Annotated in this window: 17 protein-coding genes; 12 read left to right on the top strand and 5 right to left on the bottom strand. The window is 39.7% G+C overall.

Going from position 1 to position 16,726, the window contains the following annotated elements; all coding sequences use genetic code 11:
• Positions 1-44 precede the first annotated feature (44 nt).
• Genes D6855_RS12755 through D6855_RS12740 form a run of 4 tightly spaced genes read left to right on the top strand, consistent with a single transcriptional unit; the run spans position 45 to position 5,623 of the window.
• Entirely contained in the window at positions 45-1,547 is a 1,503-nt protein-coding gene (locus tag D6855_RS12755; RefSeq protein ID WP_120741695.1) for a glycosyltransferase family 39 protein, read from the top strand.
• 53 nt (positions 1,548-1,600) lie between these two features.
• The gene (locus D6855_RS12750; protein ID WP_120741693.1) at positions 1,601-2,536 is read left to right on the top strand and encodes a glycosyltransferase family 2 protein; all 936 of its coding nucleotides are present in this window, start codon (positions 1,601-1,603) and stop codon (positions 2,534-2,536) included.
• Positions 2,537-2,541: 5 nt separating this feature from the next.
• Positions 2,542-4,059, top strand: coding sequence for a hypothetical protein (locus tag D6855_RS12745; RefSeq protein WP_120741691.1), 1,518 nt, complete (start codon positions 2,542-2,544; stop codon positions 4,057-4,059).
• Between the two features lie 25 nt (positions 4,060-4,084).
• On the top strand, positions 4,085-5,623 hold the full coding sequence (locus D6855_RS12740; protein WP_120741689.1) for an ArnT family glycosyltransferase: 1,539 nt from the start codon (positions 4,085-4,087) through the stop codon (positions 5,621-5,623).
• Positions 5,624-5,671: 48 nt separating this feature from the next.
• On the opposite strand, the gene D6855_RS12735 is transcribed toward D6855_RS12740, so the two are convergent.
• From D6855_RS12735 to D6855_RS12720, 5 genes are all read right to left on the bottom strand, one after another.
• Positions 5,672-6,739: a hypothetical protein gene (locus D6855_RS12735; protein ID WP_120741687.1), complete on the bottom strand. Its 1,068-nt coding sequence runs from the start codon at positions 6,737-6,739 to the stop codon at positions 5,672-5,674.
• Positions 6,740-6,749: 10 nt separating this feature from the next.
• Entirely contained in the window at positions 6,750-7,289 is a 540-nt protein-coding gene (locus D6855_RS17140; RefSeq protein ID WP_256372320.1) for an MBOAT family O-acyltransferase, read from the bottom strand.
• Positions 7,285-8,085: an MBOAT family O-acyltransferase gene (locus D6855_RS17020; RefSeq protein ID WP_256372319.1), complete on the bottom strand. Its 801-nt coding sequence runs from the start codon at positions 8,083-8,085 to the stop codon at positions 7,285-7,287. Before D6855_RS17020 ends, D6855_RS17140 begins: the two co-directional genes overlap by 5 nt.
• Positions 8,086-8,216: 131 nt before the next feature.
• Complete coding sequence (locus tag D6855_RS12725) at positions 8,217-9,161, bottom strand: glycosyltransferase family 2 protein (RefSeq protein ID WP_120741685.1); 945 nt, start codon at positions 9,159-9,161, stop codon at positions 8,217-8,219.
• Positions 9,158-9,595 (bottom strand): GtrA family protein, encoded by a 438-nt coding sequence (locus D6855_RS12720; protein ID WP_120741683.1) that lies wholly within the window; start codon positions 9,593-9,595, stop codon positions 9,158-9,160. Before D6855_RS12720 ends, D6855_RS12725 begins: the two co-directional genes overlap by 4 nt.
• 157 nt (positions 9,596-9,752) lie before the next feature.
• Between D6855_RS12720 and D6855_RS12715 the strand changes: the two genes are divergently transcribed.
• From D6855_RS12715 to D6855_RS12680, 8 genes are all read left to right on the top strand, one after another.
• Complete coding sequence (locus D6855_RS12715) at positions 9,753-10,394, top strand: flavin reductase (protein WP_120741681.1); 642 nt, start codon at positions 9,753-9,755, stop codon at positions 10,392-10,394.
• 211 nt (positions 10,395-10,605) lie between these two features.
• The gene (locus D6855_RS12710; protein WP_243111921.1) at positions 10,606-11,223 is read left to right on the top strand and encodes a WecB/TagA/CpsF family glycosyltransferase; all 618 of its coding nucleotides are present in this window, start codon (positions 10,606-10,608) and stop codon (positions 11,221-11,223) included.
• Between the two features lie 238 nt (positions 11,224-11,461).
• Positions 11,462-11,620, top strand: coding sequence for a rubredoxin (locus D6855_RS12705; RefSeq protein WP_120741677.1), 159 nt, complete (start codon positions 11,462-11,464; stop codon positions 11,618-11,620).
• A 30-nt stretch (positions 11,621-11,650) separates the two neighbouring features.
• Positions 11,651-12,025: a desulfoferrodoxin family protein gene (locus D6855_RS12700; RefSeq protein ID WP_120741675.1), complete on the top strand. Its 375-nt coding sequence runs from the start codon at positions 11,651-11,653 to the stop codon at positions 12,023-12,025.
• Between the two features lie 118 nt (positions 12,026-12,143).
• Positions 12,144-13,358: a UDP-N-acetylglucosamine 4,6-dehydratase gene (locus D6855_RS12695; RefSeq protein WP_120741673.1), complete on the top strand. Its 1,215-nt coding sequence runs from the start codon at positions 12,144-12,146 to the stop codon at positions 13,356-13,358.
• A 29-nt stretch (positions 13,359-13,387) separates the two neighbouring features.
• A complete protein-coding gene (locus tag D6855_RS12690) occupies positions 13,388-14,782 on the top strand; it encodes a sugar transferase (protein ID WP_120741671.1) in 1,395 nt (464 codons plus the stop codon).
• Between the two features lies 1 nt (position 14,783).
• Complete coding sequence (locus tag D6855_RS12685) at positions 14,784-15,446, top strand: sugar transferase (protein ID WP_120741669.1); 663 nt, start codon at positions 14,784-14,786, stop codon at positions 15,444-15,446.
• A 13-nt stretch (positions 15,447-15,459) separates the two neighbouring features.
• A complete protein-coding gene (locus tag D6855_RS12680) occupies positions 15,460-16,710 on the top strand; it encodes a DegT/DnrJ/EryC1/StrS family aminotransferase (protein WP_120741667.1) in 1,251 nt (416 codons plus the stop codon).
• Positions 16,711-16,726 lie beyond the last annotated feature (16 nt).

Genomic DNA, 16,726 nt, shown 5'->3' with positions numbered 1-16,726 from the left:
TTATTCTAGGAATAATATTCCCTAAAACAGGAGTGTAAGAACCCATGAAATCAAAAACCAAAATTTTTTGGATAATAATACTTGCTGCATTTATAGCTGTAGATGCCTACATGCTGTTCCACAACCTTGGAAAAGGCTTCCTTGTTCAGACTGATGAGGCATGGCATGCGACTAACGGCTATGAGATGGTCAAGCAGGGCAACTGGATCATCAATTCCTACCGCTATGCGGCTGACTACTTCAATTCCAAGCCACCGCTTTGTCTGGACCTGATGATGGTGTCCTACAAGATATTTGGTGTCAGCAATTTTGCAGCCAGATTTCCTTCAGCACTGGCTGGACTTATCACTATAGCACTCATCGTAGTATTTCTTATCCGAGACAAGAAAACCTACGCAGCAGCACTGTTCCCAATAATCTTTGGAGCATGCTCAACCTTCTTTACATTCCATATGTACAGAGCAGCAGAGATGGATGCCATTTACAATCTGTTCTTTGTGACAGCTATGCTGTCTCTCTACATGATGGCTGAACAGCCAAACTTCATGTACCTCTATGGCCTTTCCTTTGGCCTGGCCTTCATGTGCAAAGGCCCTCACTCAGCACTGATATTTGTGATCGGCCTTCTCTATATTCCGAAGTGCAAGGCAGCATTTAAGTCTATTCCAAGAGTTATCATTTCAGCACTCCTTGCTGCAGCTATTCCGCTTGCCTGGATGGCTAAGAGATATATGTTTGATGGAATGGAGCTCATCAATAAACTCTTTATGGGCGAAGTTGCTGGAAGAGTTTCAAACGCCAGCCAGAATATGAGCGCGCCCATCATAGATTTCTTTACATCAAACAGTTTCTTTGTATTTGTGGCAACTGTTATAGCGATGGTGATCATAGCATTGGTCGCAAAACGCACTGCTTCGGATCAGGAGAAAAGAGCTACAACGTCCCTTAAGGAATTTGCATGGGACAACTACCTCTTTATCGTCTGGACTGTGGTCCCTGTAGTGTTTTTTGCAGCAACCAGAAGCTTCCTTTCATGGTACACATACACCGCACAGATAGCTCTTTGCATCTTAGCAGCCCGCCTTGCTGAGTACTGTATCAAAGAGGTGGGAAAAGAAACTGTAATATCCCAGGCACTTACTGCAGTAGCTATAATTGCTGTTTCACTGTTCTGCATCGTTCCAACAATTATGTACGATGTAAATCTTGCTGGAACAGGAGGACATCCGGTGGATCAGTTCCTGGAAGACATGCAGCAGTTCAAGGATCAGTACGGTGATACCTATTCAGGAGTCAACGCATACCTGATATCAGAGTTCAGACTGGATGTGGCAAATGAGGACCACTGGGAGCCGGAGTACGTTGCTCCGGCTGAGATGTATCCTGATCTCATGCCGGTAGATGGTACAGTAGACAATTTCCTGTCTGACCCAGATTCAATCATCATCGTTGACAAAGACCGCTGGGATGAGTTTGCAGGAGATTTAAGTGGTCATGTGATCCTGTTCGATGGCTCATATCTTATATTAAGTAGTGACATGTACTGATCAAATAGTGTAATATGCACCAAGAGAAAAACACTGAAACGAAAGGCAACTAAATGGATATATCAGTAGTAATACCTGTGTATGGCTGCAGAGAAGCAGTACCAGAACTTCATAAGAGACTAGTGGCGACCCTGGAGCAGACAGGCAGGACTTTTGAGATAATACTTGTAGATGATTGCTGTCCTCAGGGCTCCTGGATCGAGATTAAGAAGATCTGTGAGGCTGATACCAGAGTGGAGGGAATCCATCTCTCAAGGAACTTTGGCCAGATGAGAGCCATAACAGCAGGTCTTCAGAAGTCAGTAGGTGATCTTGTTATTGTTATGGACTGCGACCTTCAGGACCGTCCGGAGTTTATACCTCAATTCCTGGACAAGATAGATGAGGGCTACGATATCGTCTATTCCAAGAGAAAAGAGCGTAAGGATTCCGCAATAGTTAAGGCTTTGTCCAGATCCTTCTACGCAGTTTACAATTATCTTTCTGATATGAAATACGACTTTGAGGTTGGTAACTACAGTATTGCCAGAAGAAAAGTTGTTGACTCATTCCTTGAGATGAAGGAGCAGAACAGAGACTACATCATGTTCCTTATGTGGCTTGGCTACAATGACACCACTATAGAAATCGAAGGTGATGAGCGTTTTGCTGGCGAGTCTTCATATACCTTCAGGAAAAAGGTGAATCTCGCCATCAGTATCATTACTGAGCAGTCAAACAAACCTCTGATCATGGCCATGAAAGCCGGACTTGGAATTGCTGCCATATCAGCCATATTCATCATTTACCTGCTGATCAGAAACTTTGCAGTGGGAGATCTGGACATGGGCTGGCCATCTATGATCGCTTCAATCTATCTCATGGGAGGACTTACTTTGAGTGCCATTGGAATTGTGGGCCTGTATATTGGTAACATCTTCTCAGAGAGCAAGAGCCGCCCAATATATGTTATTTCAGAGGTCCTTAATGACCATCAGGAAAGGACTTAAGGTTAATGGCTAAACTCGACAAAATAGTAAATGTCGTTCTGTGCCTTGTGGCAGCAGCTCTGACTATTTGGATCGTGTTGATATTTGCAGATGCCAATATCAATCACTATACAGCATATATGGACGCAGATGTGGCAGGAGAGACACTCCTTGCCAAAGCCTGTTGGGAGAACGGGGGCTGGCAGCCAGACACATGGTTTATGTCCACCGGTCGAGAGATTTTCGCAGCAGCGAGGCTCGCGCCCTTTATTTATCCATATGTAGGAAACGACCTTAATCTCTCCATGGGAATAGCCTGCACCATCATGGTGATTGCCCTGATTGGCTGTATGCTTTTCTTCAATTTTGAGATCGGACTTACGCTAAAAGAGAGCCTTGTCATGCTGATCCTGTCCCTGACTCTTGCAGTACCTGCAGGCTCTATACACAAGATGCTATACCTTTACGGCGTAATGTATCTTGGACTTTTCATCACCATGTTCTTTGTGATGGCAGTATATGCAAGATCGCTTCGGTTAAAAAAGCTATCCCTTCTTAGCATAATCGCCCTGGCACTTACTGTTGTTAACGGACTGCAGGGTATGCACGCCAGCGTATTTATCTTTATGCCTCTCCTTGGAACAGAGATACTTAGAAGACTGGTGCTTTTTCTCCAGAAGAAAAAGGATGAAGCCAGATTTGTAACAGTAAGCGTTATAGTCTATGCTGTTACAGCCCTTGCTTGTGCTATATTTCTTGGAACACACATGTACAGTGATACCTCCAGAAATCTAAGGCACGCTCCCGAGAAATTCCTCCAGGAAGTGTGGCCGTCATTTACTGAGGTATTTCAGATAAACAGGATGCAGCCACTGATCATAGTGTTTATCATCCTTGCTGTTGCTGGAGTTATACTATCCATTAAGCATTTCCTGGATACACCTAATCTGTGGGGAGCAGCAGTAATACCGATTGAGATTGCAGTAGTAATGATATCTACCACCTTTAGTACAGTGGAGGTTGCACCAAGATATTTCCTTCCGCTGATCTTCCTGGTGGCAGTAGGACTTGCTCTTTTATCCCATTATTCAAAATCATGGATAGCTGCTATAGTAGCTGCTCTGGTCATTGTATTTGGAGCAGATTCAGGAATGCTTTTTGACCAGGTTCTTATTAAGAATGATGCTTCAGACAGTTCAACCTATATGGAGATGGCCAGGTGGATGCAGGACAACGGCTATGAGTATGGTTACTCAAACTTTGCCCATGCAAGTACCATGACTGTAGTGGCCAATGAAGCGGTCAAGATCAGACAGCTTGATAAGTTTGAAGAATTAAACGCCATGAAGTGGCTAAGTGATGCCACCTGGTACCCTCCCATCAAGAATGATCAGGGACCGACGTGTTATGTGGTTTCCAAGCCGAGATTAGAAGAGTTTGATGTGTTTCTTAAGAACAATGATCCGACGATAGTAGAACAAAAAGAATTTGGTGATTTCGTTGTATTTGTTCTTGATAAAGATTATACTCATCTAGATATGTAAAAATTTCAAACAAGAGGAGTAATAAGTGAAAAATCTATACAAAGTTACAAATATCATATTAATAGCTTTTTTTGCGGTACTGATACTGCTTCGTATTTTCTACAGACTGGATGCTATTGGCTGGCTTGATATTGATGAAGCTAAGCATGCATCCAATGCGTATGAAACATTTAAGGCAGGTAACTGGGTGGTGCATTTATATAACGGAGAAGTAGACTACGTTAATTCTAAGCCACCTTTATATTATTGGCTTACAAACATCCTTTTTGGATTATTTGGAATAAACATATTAACGTTTAAATTGCCATCTGCTATAGCTGGTACGATTCTTTGTGTTATTATTTCTGTTTTTTTATATAGACATATTACTAAAAGATTTGGCAAAAAGGATTTAGCTCTTAGCGGGGTAGTAGTATTTCTGGCCGTATTTCTTTCCATGGACCTATTATATGATTATCACATGATTAGAACTGGTAATTTTGATGCATTATACGTTCTCTTTATACTCGCTGGTATTATCTGCATGATAAAAGCTCAGGACGATAACAGATATCTTATTCCTTTTGGCGCATTTACCGGATTGGCTTTTTTGGCTAAGGGATTCAATTCAACAACAGTAGTTTTGTCAGCAATTTGTTGTATACCTTTGTTGGCAAAGGAAAAGAGGCTAAAATATATTATTTATTCTGTTCTTACTGCAATTGTAGTAGTCTTTCCTTGGGCAGCGTTAAGATTTAGATTTGATGGCACAGAATTCTTTTATAATATGCTTTTTGGAGAAGCAAAAGATAAGCTTGTTGGAGTGACTTTTGAATTCTTTCAGATGATGCCCAAAACGCTTACGTTTAGACTGTTAATGTACGGAATGGCGTTTTACATTATAGCGCTCTTCATTGGTAAAAAATCAGGCAAAATGGTTGCTGAGGCTGTTTTGTCTGATTTGAGAGAAAATGCGATCTTGTGGATATGGTTTTGGGTTTCGATTTTGTTCTATTCCTGGGCTGGTTTTTTTAATGAGTGGTACATATATTCGTCGTTCGTATTAGCCGCTGTTCTGAGTGGTATCTATGTAGCTATAGGTATTGATTCATTAAAGGATACAACAGTTGCTTTGAAGGTGATAGCTACATTGTCTATTGGCGTAATTTTGGCTGTAGCAGCATATGATGGAATCCATAATCTTGGTAGTTATTGGCTAGCTGGCAATGGAGGTGGACCAGCACTTCCTTTCTGGGCGGATATGCGAGAAATCAAAGAAATGTATGGAGACCAATACCAGGGAAGCGATGTCTATGTGGAAGATATCTCACAATATGCGGACCTGGATGACATCTCTATTGAGGATGCACCTACAAGTCAAGAACTGTTCTTTGACAAGCTAGCTTATGCTGAGTATGAGTGTGACTGGCATGAAAAGAAGGGCGGAATAGATGCCTGGAAAGAGGCAGAAGATGGAATTCTAGTAGTAAATAAAGATATTCTGGATAGATTTATTGATCGATTGTCAGGTCATGTGATTATTCAGGATGATGGATATATTTATTTTATTCACGACACGTATTAACAAAAAGCTTGGCCAATTTGACCAAGCTTTTTTATTTGAGAGAAGAGTTTAATAGTTATAATTTGTAAGGTAAGATTGTTCTTTGTCAAGGAATTCATCCACATTGTCAGAAGTGATCTTTCCTTCTTCGTTTGCTATGTTCTGTAGAATGAAAGAACTCACCCATCCAACATAATGGACTGCATCATTATAGTTTTTGGGATCCTCTAGTATTTCGGTATGGTCATTGAAAGAGTATACTTCTATATTTTCCTGTTTAAGCATCATGTTTATGGCAATTTCTTCTGCCTGAAGTACTTTAACTAAACTTCCTTCCTTATACATCTGTTTGTAATGATAGATGCTGCAGGGAGGGATGAAGTAAATCATTTTTGTGTCAGGGTATCTTTTAGCTATATCGATGATATTTTGCTGTACATTGCTTTCTACATTCTTGATTTCGGATTCAGTTAGTTCATCTTGAAAAACTGATTTATCCAGAGGAGCTATAACATTGTTAACCCAGCTACCATCAGAATAGTCATAATCATCGTTGGATAAATGCAGGTAGCCCTGCTTTTCATAGCTTTCAACACCAGGCTGTTCGCCTGCTTTAGCTGCTTTTATCATGGGATAGATATAAGTAAAAAGAACTTCTTTGTTGAAGATGTATTTTACATCATCCAGGAAAAAATCATTGTATAGATATGTTGGATGATCCAGTATATCTGAACGTCTGTGATCTTTATCCTGATACAGCTTCGAAAGGAACAGACTACACAGAACTATTCTGGTATCTGGCTTGGAGCGAAGAGTTCTTGATATGCCTTCACCAGTTTCCTTGAATGTTCCGCCAGAGTAAATGATCTTTTCGCTTTTCACACCGAATAGCGAGTCAAATTCAGACATGCAAAAGCCTTCGCTGACAGAGACACCGGTTATAAGAGCATTAAAGTCAAAATGCCTCGCGATACCATCGTTGGTGTATCTTTCTACTGTTGCTGAACGCTTATAATAAAAGGAATTCAATGGAGCATGAAAGTGAAAAAAGGGATCAATATATACCACAATGGCTCCATGAATTGTCAAAAGAAGCAATGTGATTATCAAAATGATAGATATGTTTTTCTTAGCCATTTTATACACCTTAGAAATTGAAATAAATAAATACGGAAACTCCACCCAGAGAAACAATTGAGCAAAAGAGGAGGATTGCAGCAATTAACGAAGTTCTAAAGTTTATCTGTATCTTCTTTTCAATATTGTTTCTATGATTCAAGCAGATGCAGAATCCCATGATAATAAAGAATAGTGCTATAACAAAAGGAGCTTTACTGATAATCGGATTTAAGTGAAGAATATCGGTTATAAAAGGTTTCTCAGGAAGAGAGAAGCAATTGAGTAGCTCGTCCCTTACAGTCAGATTCTCCATTTTTATCATCCTAAGTACTAATCGAATCCATTGTGATATGCTGTCTGCTCTAAATAATAGCCAAAGGATATTCACAGAAATAAATGTGATAAACCATTGAAATGCAACATGCATCTTCTGATATTGGTTATTTAGTGCTCTTGTAATGATATTAGCGATTCCGTGTAAAACACCCCATAATATAAATGTCCAGTTTGCTCCATGCCAAACTCCACTTACTACAAAGACAATAAAGATATTAATATACGTTTTAATGGTACCCTTTCTGCTTCCTCCAAGTGGAAAGTAGATATACTGTCTTAAAAAACCTCGTAAGAGTCATGTGCCATCTTTTCCAAAAATCAGGAATGGTCATAGCTTTATATGGTGAATTAAAGTTCATTGGAAGGGCGAAGTTAAAACAACGAGCGATGCCCGTTGCCATATCGCTATATGCACTGAAGTCAAAATAAATCTGAAATGTGTATGACAACATGACTATGAAAATTTCAAGGGATGTTAGTGTATACAGATTGCCATTCCATGCCCAATCAACGCATCTTGAATATGTATCAGCCAATAAAACCTTTTTTGCTAAACCAAAAGAAAACAAAACAAGTCCGGAATAGATGTTATCCGCATTTGGTTTTAGGTTTGAAGTATTTCGAAATTGAGGAATTAATTCATTGTGAAGGACGATGGGGCCAGCTATTAATTGTGGGAAGAATGTAACGAAAAGAGCATATTCAAGGAAACTATAATCTGAAGTTTCTCCCTTGTATGAATCCACCAAAAAAGAAATTTGCTGAAAGGTATAGAAGCTGATTCCCAGAGGAATTACAATATTGCTTATCACGAAATCAGTTTTGAAAGCGGTATTGATACATTCTTTAAAGAAATCAAAGTATTTAAAATAGAATATTACAGAGACGTTGACAATTATCCCAATAGTGAGTAGTGTCTTGCTTTTTCGAGAAAAGACTATTTTCGAAAAGAAATAATTAAAAAGAACACTTCCGCAGATAATAAATAAATACCATGGATTGAAATATCCATAGAAAAGAAGGGACATAAAACCTAATACTGCTTTAGATAACTTCTCACTATGTTGAGCTATCAAAAAATAAAGTATTAGCGTAAGCGGGAAGAAAGCTAAGATAAAATATAGGAATTAAATAACATTTTGTATTCTCCTGCGAAAGCTTACTCTATAATAGTTATTTCTTTAACTGAATAGGCCTTCTTATAACTAGCATCTCCTGTGTTGAAGTATATCTTCATCAGTATCTCGCTCATAAGTCCAAATATGAACATCATGATTCCTAGAACAATAAAGAATACTGTGAGAAGTGGCGCCATCAGGTTATCTGACATATCAAAGCCAGTGGCGAAAAGAACTATTGACCAGATACCACATACTAGACCCAATGTAAAGAATGTAATTCCTATTGCTCCGAGAAGATGGAGAGGTCTTGATGCATAGCGATTCCAGAACCATACAGAAATCATATCTACGAAGCCCTTAACGGTTCTCTTCCAGTTGTACTTGGTAACTCCTGCTGTACGAGGTCTGTGGTTTACAACCATCTCGCCAACCTTAAAACCTCTGATCTCAAGAAGGGCTGGAATAAATCTGTGCTGCTCGCCGTAGAGAGTAAGACCTTCGAAACATTCTCTCTTATAGATCTTAAGAGAACAACCACTGTCATGGATATGATCCTTGACAATAATGCCTCTTAAAAGATTAGCACCTCTTGATACAAACTTTTTGGCAGGAGTATCTTTTCTATTTTTTCTCCAACCGGAGACAACATCCAGATCATTTTCCTCAAGGTAAGCAATAAGCTTTGGAATATCCGCGGGGTCGTTCTGTCTGTCGCCATCCATTGTGACGATGTAATCCTTGGTTGCGGCATGGATGCCAGCATCCATGGCAGCAGTCTGACCAAAGTTACGGCGCATTTCGATGTATTTTAGTGGCTTAAGGGACCTGCAGATCTCATCGGTCTTATCAGTGGATCCATCATTGATAAAAATGATCTCGTAGTCATAACCCTCTTTGACACAGACGTCCTTGATCTCGTTGTGAAGTTCCCTCGCGTTTCCTTCCTCGTTATAAACAGGTACTACTATTGAAACTGACTTCATTCTGTTTCTTCCTCTTTCTTTACAAAAACAAACTTTTTACCAAAAACATAGTTCAGGATGATAACAATGACCTGAATGAAATATTTGGATATCATCTGGTCTATGCCACATACGCTGACCATAAACCACACGCCCACGAAGTCCACTATACCAGTGAACCCTCTTGCTATAAAGAACTTGAAGAATTCAACAAAGAATTCCTTGAAGCTTGGAGTGTGAGTCCTGAATACCAGGATCTTATTGGTTACAAACGCATAGAGCTTGGCGGTTACAATGGCAATGAGATTGGCTATGTTGTAACCAAGACCTGCCTTCTGCAGAAGGTAATACACACCGATGTTGACGATGGTGGTAGTCACTCCTGAGATTCCATACCAGAACAGCTCTTTTAATTGTTCCTTATCTTTTAGTTTCTCTATTATCTTATTTATCATTTATTCTATACCTTTTTCGCGTAACAATGAATTATATCATAATTATCAGGATAATGCATTCATGTTAGTAAACTATCATAAAGTGGCGTATAATTATAAAATAAGACACATGATTTCGGTTCGTTTGTGATAAGTCACCAAGAAAGGAGAGCGTCCCATGAGTTCTAATGAATTTAATAACAAGGCTATGTACAAGTTGTCATACGGTCTCTTTGTATGTACTGCCAAGCGCGGCGACAAGATGAACGGCTGTATCATCAATACTGCAGTCCAGGTGGCTTCAGATCCCAACCGCATATCCATCGCCATCAACAAGGCCAACTATACCCATGATATGGTAAAAGAAACGGGCGAATGTAACATATCTGTTATCAGTACTTCAGCAGGATTTGATATGTTTAAGCACTTCGGTTTCCAGTCAGGTAGGGATGTGGACAAATTCTCCAAGGATTATACTACCTATCAGCTGGCTGAAAATGGTATTCCTTATATCATTACAGGTACTAACGCCTACTTTTCGCTGAAGGTGGAAAAAGAGGTTGATCTTGGCTCCCACACTTTGTTCATCTGCGAGCCTACCTTCATGACAGTACTCTCAGACACTCCATCCTGCACTTATGAATACTATCAGAATAATATCAAACCAAAGCCTCAGCCTGTTGGCGAAACTCCAAAGGGTGAGACAATCTGGAGATGCGTGATCTGCGGATATGAGTATGTCGGCGAAGATCTTCCAGATGACTTTATCTGCCCTATCTGCAAGCATGGAAAAGATGACTTTGAGAAGATAATCAGATAAATACTAATAAAGAGAGTAAACAAAACAATAAATGGATATCGATAACAACATAAAATCCACCCAAACATCATACATATCTCCCACCCGATGCCCCATTTTCTGCGTGAATTACTGCGTCTCCAATCTCTATGACGCAGTCCAGTATGTCTATACTCACTTGAACGACCTTTCGGGCCAATACATATGTTTCTCCAACGTCCATACCACAGTTATGGCAAAAGAGAATACGGAGTACTGCAACATCCTCAACGCAGCAGCTCTTACATACCCGGATGGAGCACCAGTTGCAAAGCTTCAGAGAAAGAGAAAACATCCGGAAGCCAAGCGCGTGGCGGGACCGGATTTCATGGATCTGATGTTTAAGGCAACAGCGGATGGAACTGTTAAACACTACTTCTATGGCTCTAAACTAGAGACCCTTGAAGCTCTAAAGCGTAACTTGATTAAGAAGTACCCCAACCTCAACATATGTGGCATGTATTCTCCGCCCTTCAGACCATTATCGCCAGAAGAAGACGACGAGGCCATCAGCCGAATCAACGATTCTGACGCAGATATTATCTGGATCGGTCTGGGAGCTCCCAAGCAAGAGCAATGGATGAATGCCCATAAGGGCAAGTTTAATGGCGTTATGATGGGAGTTGGCGCCGGCTTTGATTTCCACGCTGGAACAATCCAAAGAGCCCCTGTGTGGGTACAGAAGATAGGTCTCGAGTGGCTATATCGTTTGACAAGAGATCCTAAGCGCTTGTTTATGAGGTATCTTGTTACCAACACAAAATTCTTCTGGTATTTGCTTACTGAACATTCAAAGAGGGCAACAATATAATATGGCTGCGAAATACCGCACAACAAAGATATTCTCGCGAAAAGAGCTTATCATAGCATTTAGTTTTTCAATATATCTGTTCGTTCACATGTCCATTCAGACTATGATAAACCGGACATCAACAGGTATACTGACCTACTTGCCGGCATTTGATCACTAATATTAAACTCAGGATGTATTTATTTGAGGAAATTAGAAATATATAAAAACATAAAAATTCATGAAGGAGGGTAACTTAATGAAGTATGTATGTAATGTATGTGGGTATGTTTACGACGAGGCAGCAGGCGATCCAGATAACGGAATCGCTCCTGGAACAAAGTGGGACGATCTCCCAGCAGACTTTACATGCCCACTGTGCAGCGTAGGCAAGGATCAGTTCTCATCACAGGAGTAAAAAACAACTAAACTAATGGAGGGTAACAACATGAAATTCTACAGATGTGAAACTTGCGGAAACATAATTACTAAGTTAAATGATTCAGGGGTACCAGTTGTATGTTGCGGAGAGCCCATGAAGGAACTTGTTCCTGGTGCTGTTGATGGCGCAGTAGAAAAACACGTGCCTGCAGTAACTGTAGAGGGAAGTACTATTAAGGTTCAGATTGGTGAAGTGGAGCATCCTATGATGGATAACCACTATATTCAGTTTATCGCGCTGGAAACAACAAGTGGTGCGCAGGTCAAGTATCTCAAGCCTTCTGAGAAACCAGTTGCTGAATTCGTACTTCCAGCCGGAGAAAAGGCTATAGCAGTATATGAATACTGCAATCTCCACGGACTTTGGGTTAAGGAAATCTGATACGGTAATTGGATTGATATCACATTACTATATAGCGGAAGCGTTTCACGCTTCCGCTATATTATGTTATAATAGGATGTTGTATTTTGTTTAAATATATCTAAAAAGAGGAAGAATAATGACCAGTCACAACGACAGTGTTTTATCCATGGTGGGACGTACAAAACCACTTTTTGATAACGATATAGCCCGTATAGAAGATAGTATCAGCGAGATAGTCCATGGTTCCAAGTTCCTGGTTATAGGCGGTGCTGGTACAATTGGGTCTGCAATTTGTAGAGAACTGTTTGCAAGGGACCCCAAAGTGCTTCATGTGGTAGATATTTCTGAGAACAACATGGTGGAGCTTGTCAGGGATATCAGATCTTCAAAGGGATATGGAACTGGCGAATTTGCTACCTTTGCCATTGATTGTGGCAGCGATATCTTCAAGGCATTTATTGACGAACAGACCAAGAGGTTTGGAGGGTATGACTACATCTTTAATACCTCAGCCCTCAAGCATGTTAGATCAGAAAAAGACCCATATACTTTGATGCGCATGATAGACACCAATATCTTCAACACAGACCTCACCATGATGATGGCGAGTGATATGGGTGCCAAGAAATATTTCTGTGTGTCCACAGATAAGGCAGCCAATCCCGTTAACATGATGGGTGCTTCCAAGCGTATTATGGAGATGTTTTTAAATCGCAGGAGCGAAACAATGCCTGTATCTACCGCACGATTTGCCAATGTGGCTTTTTCTGATGGCAGCCTTTTGTATGGCTTTAACAGACGAATTGAGAAGAACCAGCCCTTGTCTGCTCCTTGTGATGTTAGAAGATATTTCGTGACGCCCAAAGAGTCCGGACAGTTATGCCTTATGTCGTGCCTGACTGGAGAAAATAGAGATATCTATTTCCCTAAGCTTGATGAAGAACTTAATCTTGTCACGTTTAGTAGCATAGCAGAGAAGTACCTTGAAAACTTGGGATACGAGCCTGTGCAGTGTGCGACAGAGCAGGAAGCAAGAGACAGAGTTTCAGAGCTCAAGGCAATTCACAAGTACCCTGTATACTTCTTTACCAGTGACACCACGGGTGAAAAGGATTTTGAGGAGTTCTATACCGAAAATGAGATTCTTGATATGGATAGATTTGAATCCATAGGTGTTATCAAGAATAATGCTGATTATGATAGTGATAAACTGGATATGTTTGAAAAGACTATTGATTCATTTAAAACAAGTGGAATATGGAGCAGAGGTGAGATTATAGATCTTTTCAACGAAATGATTCCCGACTTTAATCATAAGGAAACAGGAAAATTCCTGGATTCAAGAATGTAAACTACTTTTAGAATGATGGTGCATTGTCAATGAAAAAGATGGTTCCTCCTACATCCAGGAGAAATAGTAAATACTTATATCGATATGTGTGTGCGGCTGTATTTGTGCTGATTTCAGCGCTGTTGTTTTTGCCTTTCTGGATTCCTTACGTAAAAGGACATTATTTGCCGACTGACTCGCTTCTTGGTCTAGGTAACTTGGCAATGTCTGTTGGGTTATACGGAATCTTGTACCTTATTGTTGGCAGATGGCTTCATGCATTTAAGATAGGTGTTGAGCGAAAATCAAACGTGCTGGCAAGCCATGTTCTAACACTTCTTACTGTGAATTTTTTGGGAACTCTATTATCTAGCGCGATTTCGGGACAGTTTAGATACTATTTTGATCTTGTAAAAATGTATGCTGGGTTGTTTTTTGTTCAGGCTCTCATCAATTGTGTGATTTCTATTCCTATGATTGATGTGTATAGAAAATTATTTCCACCACTAAAGCTCCTGGAAATCTTTGGACATTACGAGAACGATCTTAGTGAGAGATTAAATGGTGTTTATCATAAGTATCAAGTGGTTGATAGAATTTCAGCAGAGACAGATGAAAGTGCGCTGAAAGAGTATATTAAACAATACGATGCCGTTATATTAAATGATCTGGATTCTCACACAGAAAACAGAATGATAAAGATTTGTTTTGAGATTGATGCCAGAGTCTATTATGTGCCAAAGCTGTCAGACATCATAGTTAAGAGCGCGGAAGAATTAAATCAGATAGATGCACCATTGTTTCTCAACAGAAATAATGGAATTGGACCAATCACACGGTTTGCCAAGAGATTTTTTGATATAATTCTCAGTTTTATTGCGTTAATCGTATTAAGTCCTTTAATGCTAATAGTAGCATTATTGATTCATTTAGAGGATGGCGGACCGGTATTTTATAAGCAGGAACGAGTTACTTTATGTTCGAAGCGCTTTATGATTATAAAGTTTCGGTCAATGATTGTTGATGCGGAGAGAGATGGAACTCCTCGTCCTGCTGGTCAGGATGATGACAGGATAACCAAAATAGGAAAATTCATTCGAAAAGTAAGAATAGATGAGTTGCCACAGCTTATCAACATTATCAAGGGAGATATGTCTATAGTAGGGCCAAGACCTGAAAGGTGGGAACATGTGGAAAAATATACGCAAGAGATTCCGGAATTCTCCTATAGGTTAAAGATGAAAGCCGGACTTACAGGTTACGCACAGGTATATGGTAAGTATAATACTACAGCGTTGGATAAGCTTAAATTAGATTTATGCTATATCACGAATTATTCGCTTCTTTTGGACCTTCAGATTATTTTTGAGACAATAAAGATACTTCTTCATAAAGATAGTACAGAAGGGTTTACAGAAAAAAACATAAATGAAATGAGGAATTGATTTGACTAGAGTTTTTGATATTGTTTTTTCATTTGTCGCCATAGTTATTCTTACCCCATTCATGATTCCGATTATGATAGCTTTAAAGCTTACTGGAGAGCATGATATTTTCTATAAGCAAATGCGAGTGGGCAAATATGGCAAGGAATTTGGATTACTTAAGTTTGCTACCATGTTGAGAAATAGCCCGAATCTGCCAGGCGGATTGTTTACATCTGAGAATGACCCAAGAATGCTTCCAATGGGACCCTTTCTCCGCAAAACTAAGATAAATGAGCTCCCTCAGTTGATAAACATCCTGAAAGGTGATATGAGCATTATAGGGTATAGGCCTCAAGTCAGGAAACAGTATGAATTTTTTCCTGTTGAAGATCAGAAACTTATGGCTACTGACATTCCTGGACTTTCCGGGCTTGGAGCGGTTGTATTTCGAGATGAAGAAGAAATGCTAAGAGGGATAGATGATCACGAAAAGTTTTACGAGGAGATAATCAGTCCTTATAAGAGCAAGTTGGAATGCTATTATATTCAGCATAAAACTGTCGGACTATATTTCAAAATGATTTGGCTTACAGTGAAGGCAGTACTAAAACCGGGAGATAATAGTTGGAAAAAGCTTAAGGATTTGCCTGAAATACCTGATGAGCTAAAACCGTATATCTAATGGAGTAAATACTATGAATCTTAATTATAATGATGATGACCATATTAAGTTTTGTTGGCCAGATTTAACTGAAGAGGAAATTGAAGAAGTTGTTGACACTCTTAGAACTGGGTGGATTACTACTGGACCTAAGACTAAACAGTTTGAAAAGGATATAGCTGAATTTGTAGGTGGCAATCGTGCTGTCGCACTGAATTCAGCTACTGCTGCGGAGGAGATGAATCTCAGGGTACTAGGTATTGGAGAGGGTGATGAGGTAATCGTTCCTGCCTTTACATATTCAGCTACGGTTTCTGCAGTTATTCATGTTGGCGCAAAACCAGTGATGATCGATGTAATGCCTAATCCAGTATCTAAAACTCCAGAGATGGATTATGAGGCTGTTGAGAAGGCGATAGATAAATACACTAAGGCGATTATACCTGTTGATATTTATGGTATTCCATGTGATTATGACAGGCTATATTCAATTGTTGAACAAAAAAAATCCTTGTTTGAACCAAAGTCTGATCTACAAGCTGCGTTGGGACGAGTGGCTATAATATCTGATGCTGCTCACGCTCTAGGTGCTGACCGAATAGTAAATAATACCAGGGTAAAATGCGGTCAGATTGCAGATTTTACATCGTTTAGCTTTCATTCAGTAAAGAATATTACTTCTGCTGAGGGTGGAGCATCAGTGTGGAGACCGATTCCAGGAGTGTCGGATGATGATATCTATCGTCAATTTATGCTTTATAGTTTACATGGTCAGAGTAAAGACGCTTTTACAAAGAATAAAGGCGGTGGTTGGGAGTATGATATTTTAGGACCATGGTATAAGTGCAATATGACTGATATCCTGGCATCAGTGGGACTTGTTCAGCTTCGAAGATACAATAAAATGTTGGATCGCCGAAGAGAGATAATCGGTATATATGATAAAGCGATGGATGAGATGGGAGTAGAGCATGTAATTCACTATACTGATGATTACACTTCTTCTGGTCATTTATATGTTACAAGAACTCCATGGTTAGATGAAAGTGGCCGTAATGAGGTGATTAAATGCCTGGCAGATAATCATCTCCCTGTTAATGTTCACTATAAACCTCTTCCGATGATGACAGCATATAAGAAGATGGGAATAAAAATAGAAGATTATCCTAATGCTTTTGCATATTATCAAAACCTGATAACACTTCCGCTGTACACATTGTTAACTGATGATGACCTGGATTTTATTGTTCAAATGTTCCGCTACGTAATTTCACAGAATAAATGATAAGGGTTAGGACGTT

The sequence above is a fragment of the Butyrivibrio sp. CB08 genome (assembly GCF_003625485.1).
In the GTDB taxonomy this organism is placed as follows: Bacteria; Bacillota; Clostridia; order Lachnospirales; family Lachnospiraceae; genus Butyrivibrio.
Note: the sequence above shows the minus strand (reverse complement) of the source record. Positions and strands in the feature narration are given on the sequence as shown.

Excerpts from the sequence above, each read along its gene's own strand:
- D6855_RS12700 (WP_120741675.1), top strand. The coding sequence starts at position 11,651 with ATGAAATTCTACAGATGTGAAACTTGCGGAAACATAATTACTAAGTTA.
- D6855_RS12680 (WP_120741667.1), top strand. The coding sequence starts at position 15,460 with ATGAATCTTAATTATAATGATGATGACCATATTAAGTTTTGTTGGCCA.
- D6855_RS12710 (WP_243111921.1), top strand. The coding sequence starts at position 10,606 with ATGGCAAAAGAGAATACGGAGTACTGCAACATCCTCAACGCAGCAGCT.
- D6855_RS12750 (WP_120741693.1), top strand. The coding sequence starts at position 1,601 with ATGGATATATCAGTAGTAATACCTGTGTATGGCTGCAGAGAAGCAGTA.
- D6855_RS12745 (WP_120741691.1), top strand. The coding sequence starts at position 2,542 with ATGGCTAAACTCGACAAAATAGTAAATGTCGTTCTGTGCCTTGTGGCA.
- D6855_RS12725 (WP_120741685.1), bottom strand. The coding sequence starts at position 9,161 with ATGAAGTCAGTTTCAATAGTAGTACCTGTTTATAACGAGGAAGGAAAC.
- D6855_RS12705 (WP_120741677.1), top strand. The coding sequence starts at position 11,462 with ATGAAGTATGTATGTAATGTATGTGGGTATGTTTACGACGAGGCAGCA.
- D6855_RS12695 (WP_120741673.1), top strand. The coding sequence starts at position 12,144 with ATGACCAGTCACAACGACAGTGTTTTATCCATGGTGGGACGTACAAAA.
- D6855_RS17020 (WP_256372319.1), bottom strand. The coding sequence starts at position 8,085 with ATGTCCCTTCTTTTCTATGGATATTTCAATCCATGGTATTTATTTATT.
- D6855_RS12735 (WP_120741687.1), bottom strand. The coding sequence starts at position 6,739 with ATGGCTAAGAAAAACATATCTATCATTTTGATAATCACATTGCTTCTT.
- D6855_RS12755 (WP_120741695.1), top strand. The coding sequence starts at position 45 with ATGAAATCAAAAACCAAAATTTTTTGGATAATAATACTTGCTGCATTT.
- D6855_RS12715 (WP_120741681.1), top strand. The coding sequence starts at position 9,753 with ATGAGTTCTAATGAATTTAATAACAAGGCTATGTACAAGTTGTCATAC.
- D6855_RS12720 (WP_120741683.1), bottom strand. The coding sequence starts at position 9,595 with ATGATAAATAAGATAATAGAGAAACTAAAAGATAAGGAACAATTAAAA.
- D6855_RS12690 (WP_120741671.1), top strand. The coding sequence starts at position 13,388 with ATGAAAAAGATGGTTCCTCCTACATCCAGGAGAAATAGTAAATACTTA.